Here is a 12353-nt window from a genome sequence, read left to right as displayed (position 1 = left end):
CATGTTCGATGGTCTGCTCGGATGGATGGTCGAGGCTCCGGCCTCAGGCCGGCGAGGGCGCGCGCTCCTCGCCGCGGGCGGCGCGGCGTGCATCGGTCGGCGTGCAGCCGAACTGCGAGCGATAGTGCCGGCTGAACTGGGCCTGGTCGCCGAAGCCCCAGTCATAGGCGATCTCGGACACCGACTTGCGGCAGGCGGGATCGCGCAGGGCCTCGTCGCACATCAGGATGCGCTGGCGCCGCATCCAGGCGCAGACGGTGGTCTCCTGCGTGCCGAAGAGCTGGTGGAGATAGCGCACCGAGATGCCGCAGCCCTCGGCGATCATCTGCGGCGACAGGTCGGGATCGGCGAGGTTGTGGCGGATGAAACGTTCCGCCCGTCTCAGATGCGCGCTCTGCACAGAAGAGGCGTTGCCGCCGAGCACGCGCTCGTCGGCGTCGATGGCGAGCGCCATCAGGTCGACCAGGTGCTTGCCCGTGACGTCGCGGGCGGTCTCGTCCATCTCCTCGACGCGCGCCGCGGTGAGGCGGATCAGGTCGACGAAGAGGGCGCCGACGCCTTGCGTGGAATCGAAGCGCAGCGTCGCCAGGCGCTCGGGCTGGCCGATGCGGGCGCGCAGGATGGCGCTCGGCACCTTCAGCACCCACAGGGCGTTGGCCTCGGCGTGGCTGAACTCGTAGGGCAGGTGGCTGCGTTCCACCAGGAAGGCGCCCGGCTTGCAGCTCACGTCCTTGCCGTCCTGGACGAAGCTGATCTCCGACGTCTCCGGGACGGTGATCAGGTAGCTCTCCTCCCGCTCATGCACCAGGTGGTGCTTGTGGCGGCGATAGAGCAGCGCGTCGGAGATATTGCGCGAGATGGAGACATGGCCGAGCGTCCAGGCCTGCAGGTCTCCGGCGAAGGTCGGCGTGTTGCGGAAGGTCATGTCCAGCGGAAAGTAGGTGCGCGAAATCGCTTCGTCCCAAAAACGCTTGCGTGCATGCGGAGCCGCTTGCGCGGTCGAGTATCGCACTCGCATTTCAATGCTCCCGTTTTCCACGGCTCTGCGGCATCCTGCTGCCCGGCGGGTTCCCGTCCGTCGTGCAGCGCCGCAAGCCGCCCCATCATCCCGTCAGCGGGCAGGATGGGCGGCTTCGCGCCCTTCGTCCCGCCCATTCAACGGTGTTCTCGGTGCGTGGGCTTGTCGCCCAGCGCGCAGGATGATGCGGCTGGACGCGTCGCCCCGTCTTTCCCCGGCCTTGCCTCCACCCGGTTCGCCTGTGCCGGCTTCAGTCCAGCGCCGCGGCCAGCTCTTGCAGCCGTTCGGTCCGCTGCCGGCGGGCCGTGATCGCCTCGTCCATCGTCACCGCGACGAAGCGCGCCGGCTGGTGCGGCTGGAGCTGGCCGATCAGGTCCATGTCGGCGGAGACGACCGTGCCGATCATGAAATAGCCGCCGCCCGAGACCGCGTCGCGATGCAGCACGATCGGCTCGGTTCCCCCCGGCACCTGCACGGAGCCGTAGGGATAGCAGCTGTCGACGATGTTGGAGGGATCCGAGCCGGCGCCGAAGGGCTGCTCGCGCGGCACGAAAGCCAGCGGCCGGCCTCCGCGGAAGCGGTAGCCGATGCGGTCGGCCTCGGGCGCCACCTTCCAGGTATCGGCGAGGAAGTCGATGCCGGCCTGATCGGTGACGCGGTGCCAGTAGAGCCCAGTCAGCACGCGCAGCTCGGCCGGCGAGCCGGCTGTCGGCCGCAGCGCCGCCGGCACGCTCGCTCCTTCCCGCCCGGGCCTGACCGGCGCGCCGAGGGCGAGCCGGTCGCCGGCCTTGAGCGCCCGTCCCTCGTGGCCGCCGAGCGCCCCGAGCGCGTAGGTGGAGCGCGAGCCGAGCACGAGCGGCACGTCGATGCCGCCTGACACGGCGATATAGGCGCGCGCGCCGGCCTTCAGGAAGCCGAAGCTGAGGACCTGCCCGGCCTTGACCGGAAAGGCGGTCCAGCCCGGCTGCTCGACGCCGTCGACCTTCGGCGGCAGGTCGCCGCCGGTCACCGCCACCAGGGCGTCGGCGCCGAAGCGGATCTCCGGGCCCATGAACACGGCCTCCAGCGCCGCCGCGCCCTCGTCATTGCCGACGAGCCGGTTGGCGGCGACCAGGGCATAGCGGTCCATCGCGCCCGAGAGCGGGATGCCGAGATGATAGTAGCCCGGCCGGCCGAGGTCCTGCACCGTGGTGGAGAGGCCCGGCTTGAGGATGTCCAGCACCGCCTGATCAACCATGGAGCACCTCCAGGAGCCGGGCATTGGTGCCGGCCGGATCGGCCTTGAACGCGGCCAGCGAGAAGTCGACCTGGCGGATGGCAGGGTCGAACCGCCCCTTGTCGACGGCCTCCACCGCCGCGTCATAGCCGTCGCGGTCGACCGGCTTGAACTTCACGATGTCGCCGGGGCGGAAGAAGATCATGAACTCGCGGAGATAGCTGATCTCCTGCTTCGGGTCGTAGATCGGCATCGGCGTGATGCCGAACATCTGGTAGCCGCCGGCGCCGCGCACCGAATAGATGCAGCCGAAGCAGCCGCCGTGGCCGACGGTGAGCTTGGGCGTGTCGGTGCGGGGACGCAGATATTTCGGCGCCTCGATCTGCTTTTGCCGCTCCACCATCTGGTAGAGGAACGGCAGGCCGGCGACGAAGCCGACCATCGAGACGAACCAGGGCGAGCCGGAATGGGCGGCGACGAAGGCCTCGATGCCGTCATAGCCGTTGATCCCAGCGCTGTAGTCGAGGTCGGTGCCGGTCGGGTCCTGGTGGCGCTCGCGAAAGCGCATCAGCGTCTCGTGCGTCCAGGGATCGTTGTAGAACACCGGGATCTCGACGATGCGCGTCTTCAGGACGCCGCCGGCGCTGTCGCCCGTGCCCTCCAGGGCCTTCAACTCCCTCAGGAGGTCGTCGGGCGCGATCCGGTCGGGGTCGAACTTGATCTGGAAGGAGGCGTTCGCCGGGCAGATCTCGGTGACGCCGGTAATGCGGCTCTCGCGCACCGCATGAGTGATCGACAGGCTCTTGAAGAAGGCATCGAGCGACATCTCCTCGCCGACCTCGACGAAGATGTGCTCGTCACCCCCATAGGAATAGCGCATCGGCGTCGGTCTCCTTCACGCGTTCGGGATCAGGCTCGTTGCAGGGTCTCCCGGGCCGGGACGGCCGGCTCGGCGGGCTGGGGTGGTGCGGGCGGGGCCAGCGGATGCGCGTCCAGCCAGGCCTCGAGCCAGCGGGTGTGCACGGCGCCGGCCCGCACGGCGGGATCGGCCGCGAGCGCGGCATGCAGGGGGGCGGTGGTCGGCACGCCCTCGACCCGGAGCTCGCCGAGCGCGCGGGTGAGCCGCGCGAGCGCGGCTTCGCGCGTGTCGTCCCAGACCACGAGCTTGCCGAGCAGGGAATCGTAGAAGGGAGGCACCGCATAGCCCTGGGTGAGCATGGTGTCGAAGCGCACGCCCATGCCGCCCGGCACCGTCAGTGTCGAGATCGTGCCCGGCGCCGGCAGGAAGCCGCGCGAGGGGTCCTCGGCATTGATGCGCACCTCGATGGCATGGCCGGTGGCCCGGATGTCGCCCTGCGCGAGGGCGAGCGGCTCGCCGCCGGCGATGCGGATCATCGCGCGCACGAGGTCGATGCCGGTGATCATCTCGGTCACGGGATGCTCGACCTGGATGCGGGTGTTCATCTCGATGAAGAAGACCTCGCGGCTGTCGTCGTCGTAGAGATATTCGAGCGTGCCGGCGCCGCGATAGCCGACCGAGGCGGCGAGGCGCACGGCCGAGGCGCAGAGCTCCTCGCGGATATCGGCCGGCAGGGCGGCGGCCGGCGCCTCCTCCCAGACCTTCTGGCGGCGGCGCTGCAGCGAGCATTCCCGCTCGAAGAGATGGACGACGCGCTCGCCGTCGCCGAGCACCTGCACCTCGACATGCCTGGCGCGGGCAATGAAACGCTCGAGATAGAGGCCGCCGTCGCCGAAGGCTGCCTGCGCCTCGGCGCTCGCCTGCGGGATCAGGGCTTCGAGCTCGGCCGGCGTGCTCGCGACGCGGATGCCGCGCCCGCCGCCCCCGGCCGAGGCCTTGATCATCACGGGATAGCCGATCTCCTCGGCGACGCGGCGCGCGGCCTCGACGCCCTCGACCCGCCCCTCGCTGCCCGGCACGGTGCGCACGCCCGCCTTGGCGGCGATGGCGCGCGCCATGGCCTTGTCGCCCATGGCGCGGATGGTCTCAGGCCTCGGGCCGATGAAGACGAGGCCGGCGTCCTCGACCATCGCCGCGAACTCGGTGTTCTCGGAGAGGAAGCCATAGCCCGGATGCACCGCATCGCAGCCGGCGTCGAGCGCCGCCTGCAGCATCGCCGGCTTGTTGAGATAGGACTTGCTGGCATGGGCCGGACCGACCGGCGCCACCGCATCCGCCAGGCGCGCCGCCAGCATGTCGCGGTCGGCGGCGCTCACCGCCTGCACCGTGGCGATGCCGAGCTCCTTCGCCGCGCGGATGATGCGGACCGCGATCTCACCCCGGTTGGCGACGAAGATGCGGCGGATGCGCATGCCTCAGGCCTCCAGGTCGTAGAGCGGCTGGCCGGCCATGACCGCATCCTCGTTCTCGATATGGAAGGCGACGAGCGTGCCGGCCTCCTCGGCCACGACCGGCGTGAAGGTCTTCATCACCTCGATCAGGCCGACCGTGTCGCCCACCGCCACGGCGTCGCCTTCCGTCTTGAAGGCCGGCGTGCCGGGCGAGGCGGAACGGTAGAAAGTTCCGGGGATCGGCGCCTGGATGGTCTTGACGGCCATGCATCGTTCTCCTGCCCGGTCGGGCGGTCTGGTCAATGGGACGCAGGGGGCACGATGCCCTCGGCGCGCAGGGTCTCGCTGAGCACGCGTGCCAGGACCTCGGCGCCCGGCGTGTCGGAATGGACGCAGATCGTGTCGGTGCCGACCTCGATCTCGTGGCCGCCGACGGAGGTGACCAGCCCCTCGCGCACGGCCCTGACGCAGCGCCGGGCCGCCGCGTGCGGGTCGAGCGGCGGATGCTCGCGGGTGATGATCACCGTGCCCTCGTCGGAATAGTCGAGGTCGGCATAGAACTCGGCGATGAAGCCGTGGCCGCGGGCGGGATAGATGCTGGCGTGCAGCGTGCCGACCATGCCGAGGATCGGCACCCTGAACACGTCGGCAGCGTCGCAGATCGCCTCGGCGATCTCGGGCTGGCGCGCCGCCATGCCGTAGAGCGAGCCGTGCGGCTTGATATGGTTGAGGCTCATGCCCTCGGCGTCGAGGAAGCCTTTCAGGGCACCGATCTGGTAGATCAGGCAGTTGGCCAGCTCCTCGCGGCCGATCTTCATCTCGCGCCGGCCGAAGCCCTGCAGGTCGGGCAGGGAGGGATGGGCGCCGACCTTGACGCCGTGCGCCTTGGCGAGGCGCACCGTGGCGCGCATGTGGTTGAAGTCCGAGCCGTGGAAGCCGCAGGCGACATTGGCGATGTGGATGGAGGGCATGATGCCCGGGTCGTCCCCGAGCTTCCAGATGCCGAAGCCTTCGCCCATGTCGCAGTTGATCAGGACCACGAGGCCTCCTCGTCATGTCGTCCATCCATGACGGGAACGTTGCAAATGTGTTTCATATTGTAAAATCGCAATTTGAGGTATTGGATATCGAGAAAACAGATACTGCATCGGCAGACACGGAGGAGGCATGCCGGTTTCGCTGAAGCAGATCCGCTACTTCATCGCGGCGGCGGAATCGGGCCAGATCTCGCAGGCCGCGGTCGATCTCAACGTCTCCCAGTCCGCCGTCACCGCCGCGGTGCAGCAGCTGGAGGCCACGCTCGGCACGCGCCTGTTCGAGCGCAACCCGGGCGGCGTGGCGCTGACGCCGGAAGGCAACCGCTTCCTCCTGCACGGACGCAACATCCTGGCCGCGGTGGACGAGGCCGTCCGGCTGCCGCGCCTCTCGGGGGCGACCGCCTCGGGCACGGTGCGGGTCGGCGTCACCTACACCGTCGCCGGCTATTTCCTGCCGCGGCATCACCGGCGGTTCATGACGCATTCGCCGGGCGTCGTGCTGGAGCTCTACGAGGCCTCGCGCGACGTGATCGAGCAGGCGCTGCTGGACCGGGCCCTCGACATCGCCGTGATCCTGGTCTCCAACCTGCTGGCGCGCGACCGGCTCGATTCGGAGACGCTGCTGCGCTCGCGCCGGCGGCTCTGGACGCCGCCCGAGCATGCTCTCCTGCGCCAGGAGCGCGTCGGCCTCGCCGACGTCGCCCGCCACCCCTACATCATGCTGACCGTCGACGAGGCGGCCAAGACCGCCGGCCGCTACTGGGCCCATGCCGGCTGCAGGCCGCAGGTGATCTTCCGCACCTCCTCGGTCGAGGCGGTGCGCAGCATGGTCGCCGCCGGCATGGGCATCACGCTCCTGTCCGACATGGTCTACCGGCCCTGGTCGCTGGAGGGCCAGCGCATCGAGACGCGCGTCGTGGAGGACCCCATCCCGACCATGGACGTGGGCCTGGCCTGGCGGCGGGACGCCGATTTCAGCCCGGCGACGCGGGCGTTCTACGATTTCATGAGCCTGGCCTTCATGGGTGGAACTCAGGACTGACCGTGCCGGCGGACTGCCGGCAGCAGAGGAGGAACGGGCATGGCGGGAGCGGAAACGGCCCGGCGGATCGATCAGGCGTCCCGGGTGATCAAGGCCACGCCCGAAGCTCTCTACCGGGCGTTCCTCGACCCGCAATCCTGGCTCGTCTGGCTGCCGCCCGCGGGCATGACGGCCGCGATCGAGCGCTTCGAGCCCTGGCAGGGCGGGCGCTATCGCCTGGTGCTGACCTATGAAGGCGCCGGGCACACGCCCGGCAAGGCCTCCGAGCACAGCGATGTGGTCGAGGCGCGCTTCCTCGAGCTGGTGCCGAACATGCGCGTCGTCCACCGGGTGGAATTTCCCTCCGACGACCCGGCTTTCGCCGGAGCCATGCGCATGACCTGGTCGCTGGCGCCCGTTCCGGGCGGGACCGAGGTGACCATCGCCTGCGAGGACGTGCCGGCCGGCATTTCGCCGGAGGACCACGCCGTCGGCCTCGCCTCGACGCTGGCGAACCTCGCGGCGCTGATGGAGAGGGGGTTAGCACGCAGATTCTGACACCTTGACCTTATCGCCCACGGCTACTCTTGCCTCTTTGCCGACGCCGCCCTTGCCGTTTCCCACTTAGCAGCCTCAATTCTGACTGCTAATTAAAAGGTTACGACTGGATCCGGAGCGGAATTTCCGATTTCGCCCAACGGATAATGGACGTCGAGACTTTTGGAATCCAAATGAGGTACGTGTATCTTCTCATAATCGAATGTTTCCCGCCCATTTAAATAAAGTTTTCCCCCAATTTTACTTGGCCAAAAAACTGCAAATTCAATCGTTCTAAGAAATGGATAGACCTTTAAAATTTGTGGTGCGCCACCTATCACTCCTCTGTGGGGGCCTCGTCTGTCAACATATGTTGAATTGCTAAGCATTTCTGATAACGCGCTAAATGGTTCCATATCGAAATTCTTGCAATCGGTATAATTTATATAGGAGGCAAGCGTATCAAAAAACTGATTACGAAGATCACCAATTATAGAGAATTGACCACCACTAGAGAGATTTTTACTTTTCGACTTCGGAAAGCGTGCGCTGGCAGCGACATAAATCTTCGGACCGTTGTCATAAGTTATACGACTTATAATCGGGCGCTTCAGTCGCCACGAAAAGCACCCTATTAGAAACGATGTTTCGCGCAATTCTTCGACAAGATTTACCGGATCAATATATGATTTTAGAAAATTATTAGCTAAATCACAAAATCGTTTCGGTAATTCTGTTCCATCTAAAGCGCGATCAAGGTTCTTTTTATAATGTTTTATGTAAGATGAAAATTGATGAATAATAGGATACGCGATCAACGTGCTTCCACAAAAGCCGATGGCGGCGTCTTCGCGAGGGAGGGGAAATATTTTTTGGCAGACATCTATATTGCCACCCCCGTTCAAGCGACTATCGGAGCAGAACACGAGTTCTGAATATGTGGAGAGGCGTCGCTCCCATGCAATCGTGATTGTCATACGCGTCTAGCCCCGATACTCGCTTGGCTATCTCATTTTGATGCACTTGCCAACTCTGCTTCTCTAGCCAAACCGACCGGCCTAGTGGTACCAAACTCCAATTCTAGTCACTAACCCTCCCGTGCCAGCGTGTCGTCGATCGCCTGGTCGAGGCTGCTCGCCGTCACATCGAGCAGCCGCTCCGTCTCCGCGGCATCGAGCAGGCAGGGCCGGCGGTAGAGATAGGCCATCTCCGCCACCTCGCGCATGATCTCGTCCTGGCGCGCCAGCCCGTCCAGCTCGGCGTCGCTCAGGACGCGCAGATCGGGCGGCGGGGCGCCGGCGCGTTCGGCGAAGCGGATCGCGAGCTCGCGGATCGAGGCGTGCTGCGAGGGAACGTGGAACGCGCGTGCCCAATCACCCTCGAAGCGCGAAGCCGCGACCAGGGTGCGGGCGACGTCGCGGGTGAAGGTCCAGGCGTGGATCGCATCGGGGTCGCCGACCACGGGGGCCGGTTCCCCCGCGATGAGGCGCGGCAGCGCCATCAGCGTGAACAGCGAACCGGCGCCCTGGCCGAGATAGTCGCTCGCCCGCACTTCGATGGCGGGGACCGCCGAGGCGCGTGCCCGCTGCCACATCGCGGCGCGCACCCGGCCCTTGACCGTGGTCGGGGCGAGCGGCGCGGCGGCGGTCAGCGGGGAGGGAGCCCCCTCGCCATAGCCGTAGACATTCCCGGCCACGAGCAGGCGCGCCCCGACGCGCTCGGCGGCGACCACCACCCCGTCCATGATCGGCGGGAACTCCGCCGGCCAGCGGTGGTAGGGCGCCATGGCGCACATGACAATCGCCTCGGCCCCGGCGCTCGCCGCGGCGAGGCCCGGCGCATCGCGTGCATCGAGCGCGACGCCGTCGGCGCCTTCGACCATCGTGCCGCTGCGGCTGACGAGCTTGACCCCGTGCCCCGCCGCGGCCAGCAGCCGCGCCGTCTCGCGCCCGACCGGGCCTGCTCCGACCACCACGTACAATGCCATCTGTTGCCTCCGTCGCTCTCGAACGGCGGCAATCTCCGGCGGGGCGCGTTGAAAGTCGCGCAGGAAGCGCCGATGTTTGAGCACGTTCCGCTTCAGCTCCGGAGGCGCGGCGTGCGCAGTTCCTTCCTTCCGCCCTGGATGCCGGCCGGCGTCAGCCTCGTCAGGCATCGCAGCGAGGCCGGGCCGATCCTGCTGGCCCCGATCGACGCGCATCGCGTCTTCGTCCATGCCAGCCCCGCCACCTGGTCCACATGCCGGGCGAGCGGCACGCATCACCTGCGGCGCAGCGGCGACATCGACCTGGTGCCGGCGGGCGAGGCGGGCGGCTACGACGCGGCGAGCGCCTGCGAGAGCCTGGAGATCCGGCTCGCTCCCGCCGTGATCGAGCGCGCGGCGCTGGACCTCGGCCGGGGCAGCGGGCGCTCGGCGCTGGCGATGCGGCACATGCTGCGGAGCGAGCCGATCGTGCATCTGGCGCTGGCGCTGGAGAGCGAGCGGCAGGCGGGTGCCCCGGGCGGCGACCTCTATGCCGACACGATCGGCATCGCCCTGGCGACGCAGCTCGTCGGCCTGTCGCGGCGCGTGGAGACGCCGCGAGGAGGGCTTTCGGCCGCGCAGATGCGGCGATTGCTCGATTTCATCGAGGCGCATCTCGACCGGCCGCTGACGCTCGCGCGGCTCGCCCGGGAGGCCGGCGCCAGCAGCTCGCATCTGCGCCAGGGGTTCAAGCAGGCGACCGGCATGACGGTCCACCGCTACGTGGTGCGCCGACGCGTGGAACGGGCGCGGCTCCTGCTGCAGGGCGGCACCAGCGCCGGCGAAGCGGCGCTGGCCGCCGGCTTCGCCCACCAGTCGCACATGGCGCGCTGGATGCGCCGCGAGCTGGGGATCACGCCGCGGGACTTGCGTTGAGGCCGGTCCGGCTACGAGCCTTCGAGTAGCCCGGCTACGAGCCTTCGAGCAGTCGCAGCGTCGCCCCGTCCTCCTCGCCGGCATAAAAGGCATCGAGCGCCGCGCGGAACGGGCCTGCGGGATCGAGGCGCGCGAACAGCGTCATGGAGGAGCGGAACTTCAGGTCGTCGGGCGAGCCGAGGATGGCGTGGGCGCTGAACCCCCGATGCTGCAGCATGGCCTGTGTCGTCGCCACCAGCCGCGGGCCGAGGACCGGATGCTCGCGATAGGCCCGCGCCTCGGCGAGCGAGCCGATGCCGTAGAACCGGGCGGTGGCCGACAGGCCGAGGCCGCGCAGCTGCGGGAAGACGAACCACATCCAGTGGCTGCGCTTGCGCCCCGCGCGCAGCTCCTGCAGCGCCGTGTCGTAGGAGCCCACCTGCGCGGTGACGAAACGTTCGAGGTCGAAGGGATCGTCGGTCATGCCATCCTCGTCGGGTGCGCGGCCGCCGGCCAGTCAGGTTCGGCTTATCTCGCCGAGGCGGGCGGGCGCAACCACGGGCGGCGTGGGCGCCCCGGCTGCGCCATCAGCGCCGAGGCCGCCGCGTCCCAGTTGCCGGCCTTGATCTGGACGAGCGCGCTCGACGCCGACGCCCATGGCGTGGACCACGACGCGTCGGGCTGGACCTGCGCCATCGGCACGGTCAAGGCGGAGAGAGAGGAGACGGGCCGCCGGTAGGGGTATGGGGGGGCTGGTGACACCGACGGCCCGAGCCCCGACCGTTGGTGGACGACCGAAGCTGCCGTAACGATAGCATGCCGACTTGAGGCTCGCTACTCGCGATTGTATAAGGAAATGCGAATCACGAACGGAAGATATTCTTATCTAAACAAAGAAGCCTAACGAAAAGAACCATGCAAGTCGATCGTGTCCAGCTCATCGTCTTGCGCGGCGGATATTCCTGGATTCAGACGCTGTCGCTGGTTTTCGACGGATCGCAACCAGTGGTCGTGCTGGACTGGCAAGAAGAGAGGCCGGGGACAACTGTGCGCCTGGATCCGAGCAAGCTCCGCCGACGGCGGGACGGCGTCTACATGTACACGGCGGCGATCTCGGATCCTCGGCCGCCGTGGTGAGCGATGATCGCCGCCAACATCGCGATGGACGAGACGCCGCCCGGGCGGTGCCTCCTCCCGCTCAGCGCAGCCAATGCGCCAGCAACGGGGCGGCAAGCACGTTGGCGAGGCCGACCAGCACCATGACGAGGCCCGCGACGGAACCTTCCTCCTGGCCGATCTCGTGGGCCCGGGCGGTGCCGGCGCCGTGGGCACCGATGCCGAACAGCGCGCCGCGGGCCAGGGCCGAGCGGGTCGGCAGCCAGCCCAGCATCACGTCCCCGAGCACGGCGCCGAGCACGCCGGTCACGACGACGAACACGGCGGTGAGGTCGGGAATGCCGCCGATGTCGCCCGACACGGTCATGGCGAAGGGCGTGCTGATCGAGCGCGGCAGGAGGCTGAGGCGCAGGGCGCCGTCGAGGCCGAGCAGGGTGGCGAGGGCCCAGCCGGTCAGCATGGCCGTGGCGCTGCCGGCGACCATGCCGGCCGCCAGCACCGGCCAGTGCCGGCGGATCAGGGCGCGCTGCTCGTAGATCGGCACGGCGAAGGCGACCATGGCCGGCCCGAGCAGGGCCACCATCCAGCCGGTGCCGCGGATATAGTCGCGATAGCTGACATGCAGGGCCAGCACGGCGACGAGGAGCAGCGCCGGCGTCAGCGCCAGCGGCATCAGCCACCAGCGCCGCCAGCGGCGGTAGAGACGCTTGGCCAGGAGATAGAGGCCGATCGTCGCCGCCGACCAGAACAGCGCCTGCGCAGAGGACCCGAAGGCGGCGAGGAGGGCGGTCACGGCCGTGGCCTCGCGCGGATGCAGAGGTCGACGGTGAGGGCGGTCACGCCCATCACCGCCACGGTGCCGGCCGCTATGACCAGCAGCACCTTGAGGCCGAGCAGGCCGAGGAACTCGCGGTGCTCGGCCACCGCCAGCACCGCCGGCACGAAGAACAGCAGCATCTCGGCGAGGAACCAATCGGCGCCGCGGCGCACGCTGCCGGGGTCGAGCCGGCGGCTCGCCAGCAGCGCGAGAGCGATGGCCATGCCGGCGATGCCGCCGGGGACGGGGAGGGCGAGCAGCCGGACCAGGACCTCGCCCGCCAGCCAGAGGACGACGAGCAGGCCGATCTGGGCCGAACGGCTGCGGCGAAGGCGTGGGAGGAGCTGGGATGCGGTCATGGCTGTGTTTCCGATGGCCAGTCTATGCCGCACCGCATCATGCT

15 protein-coding genes are annotated in these 12353 nt (G+C 68.2%); 4 read left to right on the top strand and 11 right to left on the bottom strand.

Translation table 11 applies throughout. From position 1 onward, the window contains the following. Positions 1–43: 43 nt before the first annotated feature. The 6 genes from QO011_RS40990 to pxpA form a co-directional block, all read right to left on the bottom strand. The gene (locus QO011_RS40990; protein WP_307286089.1) at positions 44–1018 is read right to left on the bottom strand and encodes an AraC-like ligand-binding domain-containing protein; all 975 of its coding nucleotides are present in this window, start codon (positions 1016–1018) and stop codon (positions 44–46) included. Positions 1019–1268: 250 nt separating this feature from the next. Continuing rightward, a complete protein-coding gene (locus tag QO011_RS40985; RefSeq protein WP_307286087.1) occupies positions 1269–2255 on the bottom strand; it encodes a 5-oxoprolinase subunit C family protein in 987 nt (328 codons plus the stop codon). Then, positions 2248–3114, bottom strand: a complete 867-nt coding sequence (locus QO011_RS40980; protein WP_307286085.1) for a 5-oxoprolinase subunit B family protein — start codon at positions 3112–3114, stop codon at positions 2248–2250. The genes QO011_RS40985 and QO011_RS40980 overlap by 8 nt, the downstream gene beginning before the upstream one ends. Positions 3115–3143: 29 nt before the next feature. Then, the gene (locus QO011_RS40975) at positions 3144–4565 is read right to left on the bottom strand and encodes an acetyl-CoA carboxylase biotin carboxylase subunit (protein ID WP_307286083.1); all 1422 of its coding nucleotides are present in this window, start codon (positions 4563–4565) and stop codon (positions 3144–3146) included. A gap of 3 nt (positions 4566–4568) precedes the next feature. Next, a complete protein-coding gene (locus QO011_RS40970; protein WP_307286081.1) occupies positions 4569–4811 on the bottom strand; it encodes an acetyl-CoA carboxylase in 243 nt (80 codons plus the stop codon). A gap of 32 nt (positions 4812–4843) precedes the next feature. Then, positions 4844–5584, bottom strand: coding sequence for a 5-oxoprolinase subunit PxpA (gene pxpA / locus QO011_RS40965; RefSeq protein WP_307286078.1), 741 nt, complete (start codon positions 5582–5584; stop codon positions 4844–4846). 127 nt (positions 5585–5711) lie between these two features. On the opposite strand from pxpA, the gene QO011_RS40960 reads away from it, so the two are divergent. After that, a complete protein-coding gene (locus tag QO011_RS40960) occupies positions 5712–6623 on the top strand; it encodes a LysR family transcriptional regulator (RefSeq protein WP_307286076.1) in 912 nt (303 codons plus the stop codon). Positions 6624–6662: 39 nt separating this feature from the next. Beyond that, positions 6663–7160, top strand: coding sequence for an SRPBCC family protein (locus QO011_RS40955; RefSeq protein ID WP_307286074.1), 498 nt, complete (start codon positions 6663–6665; stop codon positions 7158–7160). 92 nt (positions 7161–7252) lie between these two features. On the opposite strand, the gene QO011_RS40950 is transcribed toward QO011_RS40955, so the two are convergent. Together QO011_RS40950 and QO011_RS40945 are read right to left on the bottom strand one after the other, a co-directional pair. Further along, positions 7253–8116: a hypothetical protein gene (locus QO011_RS40950; RefSeq protein WP_307286072.1), complete on the bottom strand. Its 864-nt coding sequence runs from the start codon at positions 8114–8116 to the stop codon at positions 7253–7255. A 110-nt stretch (positions 8117–8226) separates the two neighbouring features. Beyond that, the gene (locus QO011_RS40945; RefSeq protein ID WP_307286069.1) at positions 8227–9126 is read right to left on the bottom strand and encodes an NAD-dependent epimerase/dehydratase family protein; all 900 of its coding nucleotides are present in this window, start codon (positions 9124–9126) and stop codon (positions 8227–8229) included. A gap of 111 nt (positions 9127–9237) precedes the next feature. On the opposite strand from QO011_RS40945, the gene QO011_RS40940 reads away from it, so the two are divergent. Then, complete coding sequence (locus QO011_RS40940) at positions 9238–10038, top strand: helix-turn-helix transcriptional regulator (protein WP_307286066.1); 801 nt, start codon at positions 9238–9240, stop codon at positions 10036–10038. Between the two features lie 34 nt (positions 10039–10072). On the opposite strand, the gene QO011_RS40935 is transcribed toward QO011_RS40940, so the two are convergent. Beyond that, a complete protein-coding gene (locus QO011_RS40935) occupies positions 10073–10501 on the bottom strand; it encodes a DUF1810 domain-containing protein (protein ID WP_307286064.1) in 429 nt (142 codons plus the stop codon). A 431-nt stretch (positions 10502–10932) separates the two neighbouring features. Here QO011_RS40935 and QO011_RS40930 point away from each other — a divergent pair, with 431 nt between their 5' ends. Further along, entirely contained in the window at positions 10933–11154 is a 222-nt protein-coding gene (locus tag QO011_RS40930) for a hypothetical protein (RefSeq protein WP_307286061.1), read from the top strand. A gap of 61 nt (positions 11155–11215) precedes the next feature. Here QO011_RS40930 and QO011_RS40925 read toward each other — a convergent pair whose 3' ends face one another. Together QO011_RS40925 and QO011_RS40920 are read right to left on the bottom strand one after the other, a co-directional pair. Beyond that, positions 11216–11926 carry an LrgB family protein gene (locus QO011_RS40925; protein ID WP_307286058.1) on the bottom strand — a complete coding sequence of 237 codons (711 nt, stop codon included), beginning with the start codon at positions 11924–11926 and terminating at the stop codon, positions 11216–11218. Then, positions 11923–12309 (bottom strand): CidA/LrgA family protein, encoded by a 387-nt coding sequence (locus QO011_RS40920; RefSeq protein ID WP_307286055.1) that lies wholly within the window; start codon positions 12307–12309, stop codon positions 11923–11925. Before QO011_RS40920 ends, QO011_RS40925 begins: the two co-directional genes overlap by 4 nt. Between the last annotated feature and the right edge of the window lie 44 nt (positions 12310–12353).

Source organism: Labrys wisconsinensis, from assembly GCF_030814995.1.
GTDB lineage: Bacteria > Pseudomonadota > Alphaproteobacteria > Rhizobiales > Labraceae > Labrys > Labrys wisconsinensis.
The sequence above is the reverse complement of the archived record's forward strand: the minus strand, read 5'-3'. Positions and strand labels throughout refer to the sequence as shown.

Coding starts and splice junctions, on each gene's coding strand:
- QO011_RS40930 (WP_307286061.1), top strand. CDS start 10,933: ATGCAAGTCGATCGTGTCCAGCTCATCGTCTTGCGCGGCGGATATTCC.
- QO011_RS40920 (WP_307286055.1), bottom strand. CDS start 12,309: ATGACCGCATCCCAGCTCCTCCCACGCCTTCGCCGCAGCCGTTCGGCC.
- QO011_RS40985 (WP_307286087.1), bottom strand. CDS start 2,255: ATGGTTGATCAGGCGGTGCTGGACATCCTCAAGCCGGGCCTCTCCACC.
- QO011_RS40960 (WP_307286076.1), top strand. CDS start 5,712: ATGCCGGTTTCGCTGAAGCAGATCCGCTACTTCATCGCGGCGGCGGAA.
- QO011_RS40990 (WP_307286089.1), bottom strand. CDS start 1,018: ATGCGAGTGCGATACTCGACCGCGCAAGCGGCTCCGCATGCACGCAAG.
- QO011_RS40950 (WP_307286072.1), bottom strand. CDS start 8,116: ATGACAATCACGATTGCATGGGAGCGACGCCTCTCCACATATTCAGAA.
- QO011_RS40980 (WP_307286085.1), bottom strand. CDS start 3,114: ATGCGCTATTCCTATGGGGGTGACGAGCACATCTTCGTCGAGGTCGGC.
- QO011_RS40935 (WP_307286064.1), bottom strand. CDS start 10,501: ATGACCGACGATCCCTTCGACCTCGAACGTTTCGTCACCGCGCAGGTG.
- QO011_RS40975 (WP_307286083.1), bottom strand. CDS start 4,565: ATGCGCATCCGCCGCATCTTCGTCGCCAACCGGGGTGAGATCGCGGTC.
- QO011_RS40970 (WP_307286081.1), bottom strand. CDS start 4,811: ATGGCCGTCAAGACCATCCAGGCGCCGATCCCCGGAACTTTCTACCGT.
- QO011_RS40955 (WP_307286074.1), top strand. CDS start 6,663: ATGGCGGGAGCGGAAACGGCCCGGCGGATCGATCAGGCGTCCCGGGTG.
- QO011_RS40945 (WP_307286069.1), bottom strand. CDS start 9,126: ATGGCATTGTACGTGGTGGTCGGAGCAGGCCCGGTCGGGCGCGAGACG.